The organism is Catenulispora rubra (assembly GCF_015356825.1).
Lineage (GTDB): Bacteria > Actinomycetota > Actinomycetes > Streptomycetales > Catenulisporaceae > Catenulispora > Catenulispora rubra.
In genome coordinates this window covers 25,921-43,414 of sequence record NZ_JAACYW010000072.1, presented here as the reverse complement: position 1 = coordinate 43,414, position 17,494 = coordinate 25,921, and the positions used below count along the sequence as shown (strand labels likewise).

Here is a 17,494-nt window from a genome sequence, read left to right as displayed (position 1 = left end):
GCGCCGCAACCTCCCCAGCGTTGATCCGCTCCGTCACCAGCCCGCTGACCGCCCCGGTCACGGCCCGCGCCACGAACAGCGGGTCCAGGCCGCCGCGCCAGCGTCGGCCGATCGTGACGGCCTGCGCCAGGTTCATCGCGAATGCCTCGGCGCGGGCCAGGCGGCGGGTGACGGCGGGGTAGCCGGCGGCGTAGATCTCGATCATGAAGACCCGGGCGTTGGTCGGGTTTCCCGCCAGGGCGCCGAGGTAGGCCTCCATGATCCGGTCCAGGCGGACCAGGGCCGGGTCGCCGGGGGAGCCGAGGGACTTCTCGATCAGGCGGGCGAAGTTGTCCGCGGAGCGGTCGAACGCCGCCAGGAAGCAGTCCTGTTTGTCGGTGAAGTGCTCGTAGAAGGTCTGGCGGGAGATGTGCGCCCGGGACAGCACCGCGCCGACCGTGGCCGCGGCGTAGCCGCCCTCCGCCACGACCTCCAGCATCCCGTTCAGCAGCCGCCCGCGTTGTGCCGCGCTGACGTCCTCGCGGCTCAGGCCGTGGTTGCCGCGGGGCAGGGGAGCGGGCAGGGTGTCGGGGTCCACGGCAGGAATCTACGGTACCCGTGGCGCTTTCGCGCCTCCCGGCCACGGGGAGCGGTCCCCGGCCCCGATTTGACGCCGGGCCCTGCGATCCGCTCAATGGACCTCCATGGTCACCCTCGACATCGAAACGGCGCGCATGGTCCTTGCGGCACAGCCGTTCAGCGTCCTCCTCGGGGCGCGCGTGGAGGTCTTCGAGAAGGGGCGCGCGATTTTGGCGGTCCCCATCCGCGAGAACCTCAAGCAGCAAAACGGGTTCGTCCACGGCGGCGTGCTCGCCTACGCGGCGGACAACGCCATCACCTTCGCGGCCGGCACGACGCTCGGCCCGGACGTGCTCACCAGCGGCGTCACGATCAGCTACGTCCGACCGGCGTCCGGGGTGACGCTGCTGGCCGAAGCCGAGGTCACCTACACCGGACGCCGCCAGGCCGTGTGCCGGTGCGACCTGTACGCCGTGGCGGAGGACGGCGCACGGGTGCTCAGCGCGATAGCCCAGGGGTCGGTGCTGTGCGTGTCGTGACGGTCGGTGCTGTGCGTGTCGTGACCGGGCATCCGACGCGGACCCGGGCACGACCTCACGGCGGCATCTCCTGACACTGAATCAGCTCCCTGAACAGCGACGGGCCCGCCGGGGGAAGATCCTCCGGCGGGCCTGCATACCGCGGAATGGCAACCTTTTCGGGGTTCTCGACGTTCTATAAGCAGGGGCCGATAGCGCGTGCGCCGTCGGTGGGTGGGGTTCAGTTGTTGGGCCGCAGGGTCCAGATGATGGTCATCTCGCCAGTCACGGCGTCGTCGACGTCGCGCTGGATGGCGACATGGATCGGGAACTCGGGGCGGGTACCGCCCTTGAGCTCGGCGATGATGTCGTCCACGGGGCGGCCGAGCGTTGCTGTGGCCGTGACGTCGCCTCGCGCGACCTTCTTGAAATCGATGGTGGCGGTGGTGGGCAGGGGGGTGGCTTCAGCCATGAGGTGGCCGAACGCGGCGGTGACGATCGCGCCGGAGGCGGATTCGGCCAGCGTGAACATCGCGCCGGCGTGCGGCCCGCCGATGTGGTTCCGGTACTCCGGCTGGTCCCGGAACTTCAGCACGGCGCGCTCCGGCGAGGTCTGGACGTACTCCAGCGCCAGCGTGCCGACCATGGGGACGGCGGCCGTCAGGAAGGCGCCGACGTCGAAAGGCTCTTGCTCTGCTGCGGTCATGCCATGATCCTACTGGTCGGTAACTTTCTCGGCCACCGGCAGGGACGCGGTCCACTTCTGCTCGATGCGGCCGAACTTCCACACGGCCACGGCCGCCAGCCAGACCACCAGGAACATGCCCACGATGGCGAAGCCGATGCTGTTCAGGTCGAGGTGCGCCACCCAGTCCCAGAAGCCGCCGGTCAGGTTCAGCTTGTCCTGCAGGATGCTCAGCAGCTCGATGGTGCCGACGATCAGCGCCACGGCTACAGACAGACCGGTGATCGTGATGTTGTAGAAGACCTTGCGCACCGGCTTGGAGAAGGCCCAGCCGTAGGCGAAGTTCATGAACGAGCCGTCGATGGTGTCCAGCAGCGACATGCCGGCGGCGAACAGGATCGGCAGGCACATCACCGCGTACCAGGGCAGCCCGGAGGCCACCGAGGTGCCGGCCAGGACCAGCAGCCCGACCTCGGTCACGGTGTCGAAGCCGAGGCCGAACAGCACGCCGACCGGGTAGATCTGCCAGGGCTTGTTCACCGCCTTCATCGCCTTGCCCAGGAACCGGTTCATCAGGCCGCGGTTGTTCAGGTGCTCCTCGAGCGTGGCCTCGTCGAACTCCCCGCGCCGCATCTGCCGGAACACCTTCAGGATCCCGACCAGCACCACCAGGTTGATGATCGCGATCAGATACAGGAACGTGCCGGAGACCGTGGTCCCGACCAGGCCGCCGAAGTTGTGCAGTCCGGACTTGTCGTCGGTCAGCTGTACGCCCAGGCCCTTCAGGCCCAGGCCGAGCAGCAGGGTCAGCGCGACCACGATCGTGGAGTGCCCCAGGGAGAACCAGAAGCCGACCGACAGCGGCCGCTTGCCCTCGGCCATCAGCTTGCGGGTGGTGTTGTCGATGGCCGCGATGTGGTCGGCGTCGAAGGCGTGCCGCATGCCCAGCGTGTACGCGGTCAGGCCGGTGCCGAAGCCGAACAGGCCGCCCTGCAGCTTGTAGTGGCCCGGCACGACGATCACCGCCAGGATCCCCCAGCCGACGACGTGCAGCAGCGCGATGAACCCGAACATGCCCCCGACCCGCCCCCACTCGGCGGGGGTCAGGCTGGCCCGGATCCGGGCCAGCCGGGATCCGGCCGGCCCGCCAGCCGCCTGCGCGGTGCCGGTGCTGTCGGTGCCACCTGCTGTGGTCGCGGTCATGGCGTGGGACGCCCCCTGGGCTCGGTACAAGGTCGCCGCCGGGGCCGGCGGCGGGGGAGGACACCTTCCCACCCCAGACGCGATTATTTTGCAGTTGCGAAGAGTTCGCAACTACTCGATGAGTCCACGGAGGGACGCATACCGTGATGAGAGGTGGATCACGACCGTTTCCTCCGGATTTTCTCAGTATTTTCAGTTCACGATGGTCTGATGTGTTGACGCCCGAAGACAATGACTGCAAGGGGTCTGCCGTGTCGGCAGGGGCCCGGATGAGGAGCCGTTCCCCATGGCCCTGCGTGTGATCGACTATCCCCGCCGTGGGAAGTCCGGGCTGCGGCACTGGCTGCCGTCCTGGCGGCTGGTCGCCAGCACGCTGATCGCGTTCGTGCTGCTGGTCACCGGCGGAGCCTGGGCGGTCTACGCCTCGATCAAGATCCCGCCGATCAACGAGTCGGTGACCCAGCAGCACCTGACGGTGGTCGACGACAAGGGCGTGGTGCTCGGCCGGCGCGGCCCGGAGATCCGCCAGGACGTCCCGCTCTCGCAGGTCCCGGCCCAGGTGCAGAACGCCTTCCTGTCCGCCGAGGACCGCAACTTCTGGTCCGACGGCGCCATCTCGGTCACCGGCACCGCCCGCGCCCTGCTCAACGACCTCGGCGGCGGCTCCACGCAGGGCGGCTCGACGATCACCCAGCAGTACGTGAAGAACGCCTACCTCACCGACGAGCGCACGCTGTCGCGCAAGGTCAAGGAGGCGGTCATAGCCCTGAAGATCTCCCAGCAGCAGCCCAAGTCGCAGATCCTGCAGGGCTACCTGAACACCGTGTACTTCGGCCGTGGCGCCTCCGGCGTCGAGATGGGCGCCCGCGCCTGGTTCAACAAGGACGTGGACCAGCTCAGCGTCGGCGAGGGCGCGGTGCTGGCCGCGCTGGTGAACGCCCCGTCGTACTACGAGCTGGCGCCCAAGGACCCCACCGTCATGGCCAAGCTCCAGGCGCGCTGGAACTACGTGCTCGACGGCCTGGTCAAGATGGGCAAGCTGAGCCAGACCGACCGCGCCGCCGAGCAGTTCCCGGCGCTCGCGGCCTGGCCCCGGCCCAGCAGCCAGACCGACAACCAGGACCCGTACCTGGTCGAGGCGGCCATCGGCGAGGCCGAGGCGAAGACCGGCCTGACCCGCGAGCAGCTGGTCACCGGCGGCTACACGATCAACACGACGTTCGACGCCAAGATGCAGGACGCCGCGGCCGCCGCGGTGCAGGCGCAGATCACCAGCAAGCTCAACCCGGCCAAGCGGTCCGTGGACAACTACGTGCACACTGCGATCGCGACCGTGGTCCCCGGCGACGGCGCGGTGCGCGTCCTCTACGGCGGCGACGACTACGCCAAGCAGGCGTTCAACGCCTCCTGGCAGGGCACGCTGTCCCCGGGCTCGTCGTTCAAGACCTTCGCGTTGGCCGCGTACCTGCAGAACGGCGGCACGCTCAACGACACCTTTAACGGCGACTCGCCCTACCGCCTCCCCAACTCCCAGCAGGTGATCCCGAACGAGGGCGGCACCAGCTACGGCCAGGTCTCGGTGCAGTACGCGCTGAACCAGTCGATCAACTCGGTGTTCGTCGAGCTGAGCCAGCAGATCGGGATGACCAAGGTCGCCGACGCGGCGCGCGCCGCCGGCATCCCGGTGACCGCCGCCCAGCAGTCGCTGCCGACGCTGCCGCTGGGCGTGGTGTCCACCAACCCCGAGTCGATGGCCAGTGCCTACGGCACCTTCGCCGCGCACGGCCAGCAGGTGGACCCCTACACGGTGGCCAGCGTGGTGCAGGGCGGCAAGACCGTGTACGCGCACCAGAGCCTGGCCAAGCAGGCCTTCACCCCGGTCGTCGCCGACCAGGTGACCCGGGCCCTGCAGGGCGTGGTGACCAACGGCTCCGGCGGCGGCGCGCAGCTGTCCGACGGCCGCGACGTGGCCGGCAAGACCGGCACCACCGACCTGCCCGGCGACGGCACCAACCTGGGCTCGGTCTGGTTCGTCGGCTACACCCCGACGCTGTCGACCGCGGTCGCGGTCTGGGGGCAGACCGACGGCGGGGTACTGCAGTCGATCAACGGGATGGCCGGCAAGGACACCGTCGGCGGCGGTGCGGTGGCGGCGCCGCTGTGGGCGGCGTACATGAACAAGGCGGTCGCCGGGACGCAGGCGCAGGCGTTCACGTTCACGGCGCAGAACAACCAGGCGGTGCCGATGAACCCGCTGAGCTCCTCGCCCTCGGGGACCCCGGACACCACCGGCGCGACGCCGGGCCAGTCGCCGACCGGCCTGCCGTCGCCGCCGGCGCCGACCAGCACGTACCAGCCGCCGGTCACGCCGCCGACGGGCACGACGGGCACGACTGGGGCGACCGGCGGGACCGGCGGGCCGACGTCGACGACGTCGGGGAACCCGCCGAGCACGTCGAACTTGCCGGGCTCCCCGGGGACGAGCACGACGCAGTCGCGGCCTACGCAGCCGGGCGGGCGGCCGACGACGACCGGGGGACTGCTGCCACAGTCGGGCGGGTGACGAGCCTGCCGCTCCCGGCGAGCGTTCTGATGACATGACGAAGGGCCCGCATGTGCGGGCCCTTCGATCTTTCCGTCTCTTGTTGTCTGGCTATCTGGTTATCTGGGTCTTTGGCTATCTGGTTCAGTTCGCCGGTGCGGTCGCCGTCTCGGCCTTTTCCGCCTTCTGTGCCTTCTCCGCCTGCATCCGCTCCATCTCGGCCAGCACGTTCTTGCGCTGGCGCTTGGTGAGCCGGTCGATGTAGAGGCGGCCCTCGAGGTGGTCGAACTCGTGCTGCAGGCAGCGGGCGAAGTAGCCGGTGCCCTCGATGGTGATCGGCTCGCCCTTGACGTTCACGCCGGTCACCTTCGCGTAGTCCGGGCGCGCGAGCTCGTGGTGCGGGCCGGGGACCGACAGGCAGCCCTCGGCGGACTCGTCCAGCTGGCGCCGGTCGGCCGGCAGCTCGGCCAGCACGGGGTTCACGATGTGGCCGACGTGCTGGACATCGTCGTCGTCGTGGCAGTCGTAGACGAACACCCGCAGCGCCACCCCGATCTGGTTGGCCGCCAGGCCCACGCCCTCGGCGGCGTACATCGAGGCGAACATGTCGTCGACGAGCACCGCCAGCTGGTCGTCGAACGTCTCCACCGGGGCACACGGGTGGTGCAGGACCGGATTGCCGACGATCGTGATGGGCCGGGCGGTGCCGGAATCGGAGTGGCTCATGACGTTAATCTTACGGGTCGGCGCAGTTCAGCCCGTTACTGTGGGTAGGTATCCGCGGGAACACTGGAGCGGGCTGACCAGTTACCCCTAGGGGGTAATCCACCAGGCGCGACGACGACGGATGGGACACCGGGCATGCACGGCTACACCGACCGCAAGGACGACTACAACAAGCGGCTGCGCCGCATCGAGGGACAGGTGCGGGGCCTGCAGCGGATGGTCGAGGAGGACAAGTACTGCATAGACATCCTCACGCAGATCTCCGCGGTGACCAAGGCCCTGCAGTCGGTGGCGCTGGGCCTTCTGGAGGAGCACGTGGCGCACTGCGTGGCCGACGCGCTGGCGACCGGCGGCCCGGAGGCGGACGCGAAGGTCAAGGAAGCCAACGAGGCCATCGCCCGCCTGGTGCGCTCCTGAGTTCCTCAGGCGCGGCACCCCGTCCCTACGGCAGACTGGCGGTCATGACCGATCAGACCGATCACTCCGCCGGCAACCCCATCGTCGTCAGCGTCCGCGGCGAGGCCAACCTCGAAGCGGACCCCGAACTGTGCGAGTTCGCGGTCACGGTCACAGCCCGCGACAAGGACCGCCGCACCGCCCTGGAGCAGCTGACCAAGCGCAACAAGGAACTCCTCGACCAGATCAAGGCCGACTACGGCGACGCCCTGGAGAAGCTGGAAACCGGCCGCTTCTCGGTGTACCCGGAGTGGCGCAAGCGCACGGACAAGACAGGCCCGTATCAGGGCACGGTCCGGATCCGCCTCGTGGTGAAGGACTTCGCAGTCCTCGGCGAGATGATCACCCGCATCGCCGACGGCGAAGGCCGCGCAATCGACGGCCCCTACTGGACCCTCCGCCGCGACTCGGAGGTCTACCGCAAGGCCCGCACAGAGGCCGTCGGCGAGGCGGTCCGTAGAGCACGCGAGTACGCGGACGCGCTCGGCTCCCAGCTGACGGCGCTCCTGGAACTGGCCGACACCGGCCTGTCGACCGCCGGCTCCCCGGCCCCCCAGGCCCGCATGTACGCCATGGCGACGCGCGGCGGCGGCATCGTCGACGACGGCCCGCCGGCGCTGGATTTGGAGCCGACGCGGCAGAGCGTTTACGCGGCGGTGGAGGCTCGGTTCTCGGCCACGCAGCCTGGGGAGCTGTAGGCGGCGCTGGTCCGATCGCTGGTCCGATCGGGCGGACTTCGGCGGTGGTGCCTTCCTTCGGCGGTTGACGTTTCGCGATAATCGATACGAGGGTGGTTTGTCCCCCGGTTGGGGCGGGGTGCGTTAAGGGGGCAGGAATGTTCCCCATTGCCAGCGCGTTCTGTCCGACATGCGTATCGAGATGTGGGCCGACATCGCCAACCCGTGGACCCACGTCGCGGCCGAGCGGCTGCGCGTGGCGTTGGCGGCGGGTGACGTCGCCGCCGAGGTTGTCTGGCGTCCGCTGCTGACCGACGCCGCCGATCCCGACGCGCCGCGCGACGCCCTGCGGCTGCTAGTGCTCGCCGAGGAGCGTGGCGGCGTCGAGTTGCAGGGGCGGGTCGCCGCTGAGCTGCTGGCGTCGCATGACGTCCGCGACCTGGCCGAGCTGGCCGCCGTCGCCGACCGCGCGGGCTTCCCGGACGCCGGGGCGCTGCTGGCATCCGACGCCGGGCACGCGCGGCTGCGCGAGCTGCTGCTGATCGGCAAGGCGCGCGGCATCACGATCTCGCCGACGCTCGCCGACGAGGACCGGTTGCTGGAATTCGCGATGTCGCCGGCGACGATCGGCGAATTCCTCGGCGCGTCCGACGGCCCCGACGCCGCCGACGCCCCCGACGCCAGCGCCGACCGCGCCGCCAACCAAGCCGCGCGCCGCCTCCCGCCCGAGGTCGAGCGCCTCCGCTGGGCCGACGAACTCCTCGCCCTCAACGACCCGCTCGGCGCGCTCGTCCTGCTGGAGCCCCTGCTCGCCGAGCACGCTCAGGACCCGAACATCCGCCGCGTCGCGGCATCGGCCTACTTCGCCTCGGCGCAGCTGGGGCGAGCACGCCAGGTACTGGAGGCGACGCTCGCCGACCACCCGTCCGACTCCTACGCGCGGCTGATGCTCGGCCGCACCCTGGAGCGCCAGGGACACGCCGACGAGGCCGGCACGCACCTGCGGATGGCCGCGGCGATGACGCCCGAGTACGCGTAGCGCGCGCAACCCGCACAGGAAACCAACGGCGGCGGACAGCCCATCCTGTCCGCCGCCGCCACCATTTCCAGCAGCACACACCATTTCCCGCATAGGCCGCCTATGGCGGAACCCTCCAGACCCGACACGAACCCCTTGGTGCTTCCGGTGACCGCACCCCCGCATGTCAGCACGCGAGGATCAGTAGGGAACAACCGCCCGCCCCGCGAGCAGCGACCAGCTCCGCGAACAGACAAAGGAGCGTCGCGTGCCCGGTTCCCGGATCGCAGCCCTCGGCCACAGCCAGCCCGACCGCGTCCTCACCAACGCCGACCTGGCGCAGCTGGTCGACACCAGCGACGAGTGGATCACCACGCGGGTGGGGGTGCGCACGCGCCGCGTCGCCGAGCCCGGGCAGACCGTCGACGAGTTCGCCGCGATGGCCGCCGGCAAGGCCCTGGCCGGTGCCGGTATCGCGGCGAGCGATGTCGACCTGGTCCTCGTCGCCACCAGCACGGCCAGCGCGGCCAGCCCGAACACCGCCGCGCGCGTCGCCGCGCGCCTGGGCATGACGGCTCCGGCGACCATCGACGTGAACGTCGTCTGCTCCGGCTTCACTCACGCGCTGGCCCTGGCCGACCAGGCGATCCGCTGCGGCCAGGCCACCACCGCCGTGGTCGTCGGCGCCGACTTCATGAGCGCCGTCACCGACTGGACCGACCGCACCACCTGCGTCCTGGTCGGCGACGGCGCGGGCGCCGCGGTCGTCACCGCCACCGACAAAGAGCCCGGCATCAGCCCGGTCCTGTGGGGCTCCGTTCCCGAACGCGGCCGCGCCGTGGTCATCGAGGGCACCCCGAACCGCTTCTCCCAGGAGGGCCAGACCGTCTTCCGCTGGGCCACCACGGAACTCCCGGCCGTGGCCCGCCGGGTCTGCGACCGCGCCGGCATCCGCCCCGAGGACCTGGCCGGCGTCGTCTTCCACCAGGCGAACCTGCGCATCATCGAGCCGCTGGCGGCCAAGCTCGGCGCCGTGAACGCGGTGATCGCCAGGGACGTCGTCGACTCCGGCAACACCTCCGCCGCCTCGATCCCGATCGCGCTGGCGAAGCTGGTCGAGCGGCGCGAGATCCCGGCGGGCGCGCCGGTGCTGCTGTTCGGGTTCGGCGGGAACCTGTCCTACGCCGGGCAGGTCGTGACGAGCCCCTGAGGGAAGCGGGACGTCAGTTGGTGACGGCGGCGGCCACCGCCGATTGGACGGTGGTCAGAGACAGCGTGGAGTAGAACTCCGACGGTGCCCGTCCGTTCACCGTGGTGATCGTGTCCGGGCAGACCGAGTCGTCGCCGTCGATCTCGCGGGGTGCCAGGACCTGCGCCCCGGTCCGTGCCGCCCAGACCGAGATCGTGTACTTCTCCAGGTCCATCGGCACGCTCGCTCCACCGACGTACACGCAGTTGGCAAGCAGAGTGTCGGTCTGGACTCCGGTGACGCAGGCGACGAGCTGGACGTCGGTCGCCTTCGCGGGGGCCCACCCGACGTACTCGCCGTCCAGGACTCCGGCATTGTCGCTGACTCCTGCGAAGCCGCCGGAGCCGCCTTCGAAGTCGATGGGATGCGGCCCGCCGCCGCCTGGGACGTAGGCCGCGGCGCGGGAGGCCCCGTGCCCGCTGCATGCTGCGGTGTAACCGAGCCCGTGCGTGGGCAGGTGGATCGTCGTGATCGCGGCGCCGCCGATCACCACGGCGGCGAAGGCGGCGCCCTGCAGGACCACCTGCCGACGATGCTTCTGCCAGCGCTTCCCTACCTCAGCCGCGTCGTCCGCGATGTCCTCGGCCAGCAGCTCGGCGGCCTTCTCCGCCGCCGGCGTGCCCGGGTCGGGGTTGGTCGCGTCCATCAACCAGTCGGCCGCGGTCGCGTCGGCGACGAGCCCCTGGAACCACTGCTTGGCGATCCTGCCCTTCGCGGCGTCGTTGACGAAGGCGCTGACGACGATGACGCCTCCGACGTGCGTGTACGAGTCGATCGCCGCCCACGGCGCGTGGATCGTGCCCTTCCCCGGGTTCACGAAGACGCCGGCGGCGGTGACGGCCATCGGCGGGAAGTCCGCCTGTCCACCGGCCGCGAGCCGCGCCTGACCCCGGGCGAACGCGCGCGGCTGCAACTCGGCATCGACGAGCTGCAGCATCCGGTAGATCCCCGAGTACCGCCGCAGGAGGATGCGGCCGCCCGGCCCCGTCAGATCCGGCGTGTCCGAGGCGCCCGTCACTTCCAGGGCGTCCTTCTGCGGCATGATCGCCATGTCGGCCTTGCCCCGCCACGAGTACAGCGCCTCGTCCCAGCGCACAGACCGCAGTTGCCGCCCGATGCAACAGGCGAGCCCGTGCTCGTACACGACGACGCATTCGGCATCGCCGCCGTACCGCCAGAGCGAGATCCCCACCAGGAGGACCGCGATCAGGATGAGGGCCGGCCCGTGCCAGCCGAGCAACCCGAGGGTGACCGCGAGGGCCACCACCACGACGGTGATCGGCCACAGCAGCAGCGCGGGTGCCGCGCGCCGCCAGAAGACGGCCTTTCGCGCCCCGAGCGCGCGCTGCTCAGCGAGCGCCGTGACGGCCGGCGGCACCGTGACGTTGAGCCTGACGGATCTCATGGCGCCCCCAGGCGTCTATCTTCGTCCTCTGAGATAGTCCGCTGAGGATTCAACCAGTGCCTCACCCTGCGTGTCCATCGTTGCCGCGACTACACAACGGGCAACGATCGACCTGCTTCGCCGACGGAGTTCGGACGGGTGCTAGGTCGCCGCGCCTGTCGTGATGGAGAACGGTGCCCAGTTCGCGGCAGCGTGGAACGGCTGCTTTGCATACTCCGGGCCGATCGTCGTGGCGAGGCGGATCACGTCCTCGTAGGAGTCGTCCCCGAGTTGGGCGGCGAAGGCCTGACCGAGGCGTTCTTGACAGGACACGAACAGGTCCATCTCGCCTGCTGTCCGATGGGCTCTGGAGAGAAGCGCGTACGCGACCGCGAGGTCGACTTGGCGTTCCTCGGCTTTGATCCGGACCCACGAGGCGACGTCCCGTGCGGCAGCGGTCGCGACGCGGCGTTGTGCAGCCGCCAGCGCGTCGCTCAATGACTCCAACGACCAGTCGGCGTTTTCGGCGAACCGTTCGTAGAACCACAACATCAGCACCGCTGTGGAGAGATCGGGCACCGGCCGGAACGTGGTCACCAACGCAGTGGCCCCGGCAGCGAGCAAGGTGCTCGCGATGCCGGTCAGCTCGTCCCCGGTCCGCACTCGGTGCATGCCGCTTTGACAGGAGCTGAGCACGACAAGCGCCCCCGACCAGTTGAGCGAGGCGAGACGTTGCAGGACGACTCGGTCCGGCTTGCCGTCGGCACCTGAGAGCAGCAAACCCGAGCGTTCCGCCCGCGCGTCGTCGAAGGCTGCGTGACAGGCCAGGTGGACGAGCCGGACGTCGCCGTCGAGTGCCTCGGCGAGCCAGTCGAAGGTCACGCCGCCGCCGTGGCGAACGACTCCGTTCGCCGCCAGTCCGTTCGTTGCCGCGCCGTTCAAGGCGGCGGCGACGCCGGCGGACTCCCCCCGGGCGAACGGCAGGTCGCCGAGCGGGTCGCCAGCGATGACCAGCTTCGTCTTGTTCGCCGCGGTTTCGCTGTGCACCGTGCGCAGCAGTGAGGCGCTGGGCACCAAGTACGTTCTCGGGCGCGGCACGGGCTGGCCGCTTTCAGAAGCGAGATGCAGCGGCACCAAGTGCAACATGCCATACGGCGCGATATATACGCGGCGACCGATCCTATTGATTAGTTCGACGAGCCGAACATAGCCGGCATGGGCGAGCAGACGGTCGAACGACTCGATATTGCCTTGTCTGGCAAGAGCGGTGAATTCGTCCAGGTCGTGGTCCTTCGCGTCCAAGACCAGCTGGACCGCGATCTCCTCCGCGCTGACGATGAACGCGTACACGCCTTTGGTGCCCACGAAGAACTCGGCGAGCACCGCGTCTTCACGCTTCGAAAGCAGAGACGCTATCTCCTGCGCCGTGGACGGCGTCGCAGTGCGGTGGATGCGTACCTCGGGATGGCTGTCGGCCAGTGCCGTCCAGATCGCCTCCAAGCGGGTCTGTAGGCGTTCAGTCTCCTCACCGGCGCGGAAGATCAGATTGGTATGCGCTCCGGCTGAGAGGTTCTCGCCCGTTTTACTGAGGGATTTGGTGCGTAACCGCATCAGCTTCTGCCAGAGTTCGGCTTCTTCAGTGAGCAGAACATCGTCGGTCGCGGTGGGAGGCCGGTCGCGAAGCGTGTCGAGCAGGGCGCGCGACTTGGCGGTCTGCAACAGCTCGAACGCCCGCTCCGGAGGGCCGACCGCGATCGCCATCTCGACCGCTTGGGAGTGCGGAGGATCTGTCAACGAATCGAACCGGCCGACTTCCCCCACGCCCACACTCTGAAGCCTGAGTCGGTCGTACGCGGAACAGGCTTCTTCAAGCCGCCGCAGTGCAGCCTCGTTCCAGTGGCCCTCGTCGAATTCGAGCCGGCCCAGGCGGGTGTTGACGACGAACGTCAACGCGACGTCCGTGCTTTCGTTCAGAGACGCCTCGAGCTCCGCCACGAGCTGTGCCGCTTCTTCGTCCCTGCCGTGGCGAAGCAGGAAATCGAGCAGTCGGCTGCGCCGATAGGCAAGGCGGGCCGGATGGGAATCGGCGAACAGCCGGCCGGAGTTGACGCTACTGCGCAGGTAGAGCTCTTCGAGTTCAGTAGCGCCGAAGGAGCCTGCGAGGGTGCTGGCTATGCCGTCGAGGATTCCCGCGGTGCCGTCATCGACAGGCACACCTATGTGTGCGGGTCGGTTGAGCTCGAGTGACCACTCGACGATGCGTTCGGTGATGTGATTCGCGATGAGCTTCTTCAGCCCGCGCGCCTTTGCCAGAAGCAGCAGGGTCTCTGCCTCGTGGAACTGTTCGGACCGGGTGGCAAGACTGCACTGGTTGACCAGGGCCAGCAGCTCCAGCGGCGCGTCACCCAACTGGTTCGCCAGCTGCTTCGCCCGCTCAAGGTGCTGCCAGGCAGCCTCGTAGTCCCCGGATTCCATGTATACGTTGCCGAGGCCGATCCATACACGGGGAAGGCAGTGATGCGCCTCAAGGTGCGTCCATCTGGCCTCCGCCTGCCGTAGCTGCAACTCGGCGTCAGAGTATTTGTGATCCGAGACCAGGTGCTCGCCGTGCTCGGTGGCTTCCATCGCCGCCCGCGCGGAGATCATGATCTCGGTGAACGCCGAGAGCTCGCCGTCTCGTTTCGATATTCGAGCCCTGGTCGCCTCCTCGATCTGCTGCACGCGCACCGCGTGTGCGGTCGTGTAGTGCTCGACCGGGAGCTGTTCGAACAGCAGGTGGGCGAGGTCGTGGGCCTGAACGAAAACCGGCGCCGCGGCTTCGGGATCGAACGCTAGACAGCACTTCGCAAGATTGTGTATGGCCGTGACCAGATCGAAGCGCGCTCCTGCTTTGTGGAGCAAGGCGATTGCGATTTTACTCTGCTCGACGGCTTCCGTGAACCGCTCCTGCCGCATGAGCGCGACACCGAGATTGTCCGCGGATATTCCCCGGCGAAGTGCGTCGACACCCGGTATCGAGAGAGCTTCCTGATAAAGCTCCACGGCTTTCGGGGTGTCTCTCTTCGAGAGGATGGCTGCGTAGTTGTTCACCGTGGCCCAGTGGCCGATCGGGTCACCGGACTCACGTGCCATCGAAACAGCCGCCGTCATGTACTGATCGGCTTCCGGGAAGCGTTCGTCGGCGTATTCGACCAGGGCCAGCCCTTCCAGGGCGCCGCTGATCACATTGAGGTCACCGGTCTGCTGGGCGGCTTCGTGCGCTGTGGTGTAGGCAAGCCGTGCCTCGTCGAACTGCCTCGCGAGGCGTGCGGCTTGACCGAAGAGCCGGAAGAACGCGAAGCGAACCACCGGGTTCGCAGAGTCCGCGGCCTCGCGAAAGGCGGACAGCACAGTGTGTGCGTCCTCGTTGCGTCCCATTCCGAGCAGCTGATGCGCCTGCTGAATGACCGCCAGCAATCCCGCCTCGGCCGGGACCCCGTCCCGGGTCTGATTCACGACAGACTCGTCTCGGCGGCGTCGAGAAGCGCGGCGGGGTCGTCCTCCACCTGCCATGGCTGTTCGACGTCTTCTCCGTTTCGGAACGTCGAAGCTTTCGGGACCGCAAAACGCTCGACCAAGTCGGCGAAGAGTCGCTGGTACTCGTTGTACAGCACCTCCTGCTGAGGCCGGGTCAGATCATCGGTGTGTATCGCGCCTGCGGTCCGTCGCCAGCTCCGCCGCGCGGAGGGCAGATCGCCGGCGATCACGTGCTCCTTCGTCTGCTGCCACAGCGAGTAGAACTCGAGCTGCCTGTAGTCGTCCCTGCGGCGCTTGGCCTCGATGCTGATCAGCATGAAGTCGTGCTCCGTATACGGCTCGTAGCTGACGCCGTCCGCCGCGATCTGGCACAACCGCCCGTCGACGACCCGGAGCTTGGCCAGCTCGGCGGTCGACGTCTTGGCGCGAGGCCTGCGCATGACGCAGTAGTGCAGCGGAGCCATCGCGCCGTCGTCGTCCGACGCCTTCCACGAGCGATACGCACCCACCCGAAGTTCGATGTCCGAGGAGTCCATGAACGAATCGATCGCGCGGATCAGCGAATCCGCCACCGGAACCGCGCTGGCCAGCCCGACGAACCCGACCGCGTTGGCCACGTCCTCGACCACCCGGAGCGACCGGGCGACCCAGTCGGCCGACTTGGCGCGGAACAACGCGACGAGGAGGCTGATCTCGTCTCCCTCGTACGGGACGGGACCCGCGACGCGCACATCGCTGATCTCGACGGCGTCGTGCGCGCCGGTGATCTGGAATCGACGGCTCAGCTCGGCGCTGCTCAGGACGGTGGGCACCGAGACCGGTCTTCCCTTGTGGATGAACTCGGTGACCACCGTGCCGAACGGCAGGAACTCGCGCCACAGCTCCCGTGCCCGGGTGAGCCACATCTGCTGCAGCCGGACCTCGAGGTAGACCTGGCCGGGGGCGAACAGCGTGCGCTGCGGCTCGGGCGTACCGGGCGACAAGACGGGAACTTCAACGGCGACGATGCCGTCGGCGTCCCGTGCCATGATGCCGTCGATCAACTGGCGGATGCCCACTCGAGTCCCCCAACAGTCGTTGACAACGAGACTTTCCGTGCTGAACTGAAATGGCCGTGTTCTCGCCGTGAACGGGACTGTTGAATGTCGAACGGCCCTGATATCAGTCTGGCATACGTCTCCTGACGGATACCGGTGAACCGAGGTGATTCCCGGCTTCTCTGAGTGTGGTGCGGCAGATGTTTTCGTGATTTTCAGTCGCTGACGGTGGCGTGGATCGTCGTCAGATGCGCGACAGAACCAGTTCCGTCAGGCTGTACGGAGGCAGCTGGGTCCTGCCGGACGACCCGATCGAGGTGGCGATGCCACTGCTTCCCGACGCGTAGCGATAGCTGAGGGCCAGCGGCAGCGCCCGGTAACCCGTGTAGTCCAACTGCACGGTGTGCGTCGCGGCCGGGTCCTCGTTCTCGATCAGTACCACCAGATCGCCGTTGCGCTGCACGGCGGCGTGGGTGACGATCGCGGTGCTGCCGGTGCCGGTGCCGGTGCCGGTGCCGGTGCCCGTGCCTGTGCCCGACGTGGAGGTCTGCACCAGGGTCGCGCCTGGGCTGGCCAGTCGGCTGGTCAGGCTGAGTGCGTAGTAGGCCGGGAAGGGTGTGTTCACGGGTGGCTCGCACACGTTGGTGCCCTGGGCGTTGGTCACGCAGCTGTTCACGCCGGAGGAGAGCAGGCCCCAGTCGCCGTAGCCGTGGCCGTCGGGGTCGTCCGGCGAGCCGGCTGCGTCCTGGACCGCGCCGATGTGTGTGTTGAACCAGTCGACCTGTGATGCCCCCTGCTCCAGCCAGGTGGCCACGTCGTCGGCCGCGTAGAGCGCGTCCGGCGTGGTGACGCTCTGGACGCCGGGGTCGAAGCCCGCGGTGTTCGTCTCGCCGACGATGACCTGGATGTGTCCGGCGTGCGCGGCGGCGTTCTGTGCGATGTCGGCCTTGATGGACGCCATCTCGGCGGGGATCCGGGCCGGGACCTTGAACAGCGAGGCGTCGCTGGTGTCGATGAAGGGCGGCCGGTACCAGTGCACGTCCACGAAGTCGATGGCTGAGCCTGCCGCCTTGAGCAGCGGCCCGTTCCAGTCCGGCTGTCCGGCGGTGGGCGCGAAGGGGGAGATCTCGACGCCGACCTTGATGCTGGGGTCGACGGCCTTCATCGCCTTGGCGAACAGGACTGCGTTCTGTCCGTAGGCCGTGGGGCTCTTGTCCGGGTGGTTGTCCGGTTCGAACGCCGGGAAGCTGGTGTAGAAGCCGTTGCCCCAGACCTCTTCACCGATGGTCCAGTACTTGATGTGGTCGTGGTCCACGATGTTCGCCTGGCGCACCCAGGCCGCCGCCTCCTGGGGACCGATGTCGGTGCCGCCGGGGCCGTCAGTGGCGGTGCTGCCGTAGTTGACGTGGATCATCGCTTGCGCGTGCGTCTGTTCGGTTTGGCGTACCCAGGTCTGCCACGGCAGCGGATTGTCCGGGCCGAGTTTGGCGGTGACCGGGTTGGCGTCGTCGGTGTCGGTCTGCCAGCGGTAGACATCGTCGAACGGGCCGGTGTTGAGCTCGCGGACCCGCAGGCCGGCGGCGTTCAGCAGTGCGCTGGTGGTGGGGTTGGTGATGTTCGGATCCGAGTCCCAGTCGTTGCTGCCGATCGGGGCGTCGGGGACGCGGGCGAGGGCTTGGTCGGCGTGCACCGTCACCGTCGCCGTCGCTGTCATCGCCGTCGGCTTGGCGCCGGTGTCCGCGGTGGCGGTGGCGGTCGCGGCGGTTGCAGCGGTCGCAGCGGTCGCGGTCGCGGCCGGACCGGCCGCCAGCGTCGCGGCGAGCGCCACCGCTGCGAGGGCGGCGGTCTTCGAAACGGTCTTCATGGTGCGAGCGTAGGGCTCTGATGTGCCGTTTCGGCATTGCCGCGTATCACGACCCTGGCAT

At 68.7% G+C, this 17,494-nt stretch carries 14 protein-coding genes; 6 read left to right on the top strand and 8 right to left on the bottom strand.

Annotation, left to right across the window (positions count from 1 at the left end; genetic code table 11):
• Positions 1–577 (bottom strand): TetR/AcrR family transcriptional regulator (locus GWK61_RS21305; RefSeq protein ID WP_194910676.1); only part of this gene is annotated, 577 nt, incomplete at its 3' end.
• Between the two features lie 106 nt (positions 578–683).
• Here GWK61_RS21305 and GWK61_RS21300 point away from each other — a divergent pair.
• On the top strand, positions 684–1,097 hold the full coding sequence (locus GWK61_RS21300) for a PaaI family thioesterase (protein ID WP_194910675.1): 414 nt from the start codon (positions 684–686) through the stop codon (positions 1,095–1,097).
• A gap of 220 nt (positions 1,098–1,317) precedes the next feature.
• Here GWK61_RS21300 and GWK61_RS21295 read toward each other — a convergent pair whose 3' ends face one another.
• Both GWK61_RS21295 and nicT read right to left on the bottom strand, forming a co-directional pair.
• On the bottom strand, positions 1,318–1,782 hold the full coding sequence (locus tag GWK61_RS21295; protein ID WP_194910674.1) for a DUF4442 domain-containing protein: 465 nt from the start codon (positions 1,780–1,782) through the stop codon (positions 1,318–1,320).
• Positions 1,783–1,791: 9 nt separating this feature from the next.
• On the bottom strand, positions 1,792–2,964 hold the full coding sequence (gene nicT, locus GWK61_RS21290; protein ID WP_228562680.1) for a Nickel transporter NicT: 1,173 nt from the start codon (positions 2,962–2,964) through the stop codon (positions 1,792–1,794).
• Positions 2,965–3,250: 286 nt separating this feature from the next.
• On the opposite strand from nicT, the gene GWK61_RS21285 reads away from it, so the two are divergent.
• Positions 3,251–5,527, top strand: coding sequence for a transglycosylase domain-containing protein (locus GWK61_RS21285; protein ID WP_194910673.1), 2,277 nt, complete (start codon positions 3,251–3,253; stop codon positions 5,525–5,527).
• A 123-nt stretch (positions 5,528–5,650) separates the two neighbouring features.
• On the opposite strand, the gene def is transcribed toward GWK61_RS21285, so the two are convergent.
• Entirely contained in the window at positions 5,651–6,232 is a 582-nt protein-coding gene (gene def, locus GWK61_RS21280) for a peptide deformylase (protein WP_194910671.1), read from the bottom strand.
• Between the two features lie 135 nt (positions 6,233–6,367).
• Between def and GWK61_RS21275 the strand changes: the two genes are divergently transcribed.
• The 4 genes from GWK61_RS21275 to GWK61_RS21260 all read left to right on the top strand — a co-directional run bounded on the left by GWK61_RS21275 (position 6,368) and on the right by GWK61_RS21260 (position 9,593).
• Positions 6,368–6,649 carry a metal-sensitive transcriptional regulator gene (locus GWK61_RS21275; RefSeq protein ID WP_194910670.1) on the top strand — a complete coding sequence of 94 codons (282 nt, stop codon included), beginning with the start codon at positions 6,368–6,370 and terminating at the stop codon, positions 6,647–6,649.
• A 44-nt stretch (positions 6,650–6,693) separates the two neighbouring features.
• Entirely contained in the window at positions 6,694–7,386 is a 693-nt protein-coding gene (locus GWK61_RS21270) for an SIMPL domain-containing protein (RefSeq protein ID WP_194910669.1), read from the top strand.
• Between the two features lie 169 nt (positions 7,387–7,555).
• Positions 7,556–8,404: a tetratricopeptide repeat protein gene (locus GWK61_RS21265; protein WP_194910668.1), complete on the top strand. Its 849-nt coding sequence runs from the start codon at positions 7,556–7,558 to the stop codon at positions 8,402–8,404.
• A 247-nt stretch (positions 8,405–8,651) separates the two neighbouring features.
• Positions 8,652–9,593 (top strand): beta-ketoacyl-ACP synthase III, encoded by a 942-nt coding sequence (locus tag GWK61_RS21260; protein WP_194910667.1) that lies wholly within the window; start codon positions 8,652–8,654, stop codon positions 9,591–9,593.
• 13 nt (positions 9,594–9,606) lie between these two features.
• Here GWK61_RS21260 and GWK61_RS21255 read toward each other — a convergent pair whose 3' ends face one another.
• The 4 genes from GWK61_RS21255 to GWK61_RS21240 all read right to left on the bottom strand — a co-directional run bounded on the left by GWK61_RS21255 (position 9,607) and on the right by GWK61_RS21240 (position 17,433).
• Positions 9,607–11,037 (bottom strand): hypothetical protein, encoded by a 1,431-nt coding sequence (locus tag GWK61_RS21255; protein WP_194910666.1) that lies wholly within the window; start codon positions 11,035–11,037, stop codon positions 9,607–9,609.
• A 141-nt stretch (positions 11,038–11,178) separates the two neighbouring features.
• The gene (locus GWK61_RS21250; protein ID WP_194910665.1) at positions 11,179–14,511 is read right to left on the bottom strand and encodes a CHAT domain-containing tetratricopeptide repeat protein; all 3,333 of its coding nucleotides are present in this window, start codon (positions 14,509–14,511) and stop codon (positions 11,179–11,181) included.
• Positions 14,508–15,590 (bottom strand): hypothetical protein, encoded by a 1,083-nt coding sequence (locus tag GWK61_RS21245; protein WP_194910664.1) that lies wholly within the window; start codon positions 15,588–15,590, stop codon positions 14,508–14,510. The genes GWK61_RS21250 and GWK61_RS21245 overlap by 4 nt, the downstream gene beginning before the upstream one ends.
• A gap of 223 nt (positions 15,591–15,813) precedes the next feature.
• Positions 15,814–17,433, bottom strand: coding sequence for a hypothetical protein (locus tag GWK61_RS21240; protein WP_194910662.1), 1,620 nt, complete (start codon positions 17,431–17,433; stop codon positions 15,814–15,816).
• Positions 17,434–17,494: the final 61 nt, after the last annotated feature.

Bases quoted from the DNA above. Each gene is read 5' to 3' on its own strand.
- GWK61_RS21300 (WP_194910675.1), top strand. From the start codon at position 684: ATGGTCACCCTCGACATCGAAACGGCGCGCATGGTCCTTGCGGCACAG.
- GWK61_RS21295 (WP_194910674.1), bottom strand. From the start codon at position 1,782: ATGACCGCAGCAGAGCAAGAGCCTTTCGACGTCGGCGCCTTCCTGACG.
- nicT (WP_228562680.1), bottom strand. From the start codon at position 2,964: ATGACCGCGACCACAGCAGGTGGCACCGACAGCACCGGCACCGCGCAG.
- GWK61_RS21285 (WP_194910673.1), top strand. From the start codon at position 3,251: ATGGCCCTGCGTGTGATCGACTATCCCCGCCGTGGGAAGTCCGGGCTG.
- def (WP_194910671.1), bottom strand. From the start codon at position 6,232: ATGAGCCACTCCGATTCCGGCACCGCCCGGCCCATCACGATCGTCGGC.
- GWK61_RS21275 (WP_194910670.1), top strand. From the start codon at position 6,368: ATGCACGGCTACACCGACCGCAAGGACGACTACAACAAGCGGCTGCGC.
- GWK61_RS21270 (WP_194910669.1), top strand. From the start codon at position 6,694: ATGACCGATCAGACCGATCACTCCGCCGGCAACCCCATCGTCGTCAGC.
- GWK61_RS21265 (WP_194910668.1), top strand. From the start codon at position 7,556: ATGCGTATCGAGATGTGGGCCGACATCGCCAACCCGTGGACCCACGTC.
- GWK61_RS21255 (WP_194910666.1), bottom strand. From the start codon at position 11,037: ATGAGATCCGTCAGGCTCAACGTCACGGTGCCGCCGGCCGTCACGGCG.
- GWK61_RS21240 (WP_194910662.1), bottom strand. From the start codon at position 17,433: ATGAAGACCGTTTCGAAGACCGCCGCCCTCGCAGCGGTGGCGCTCGCC.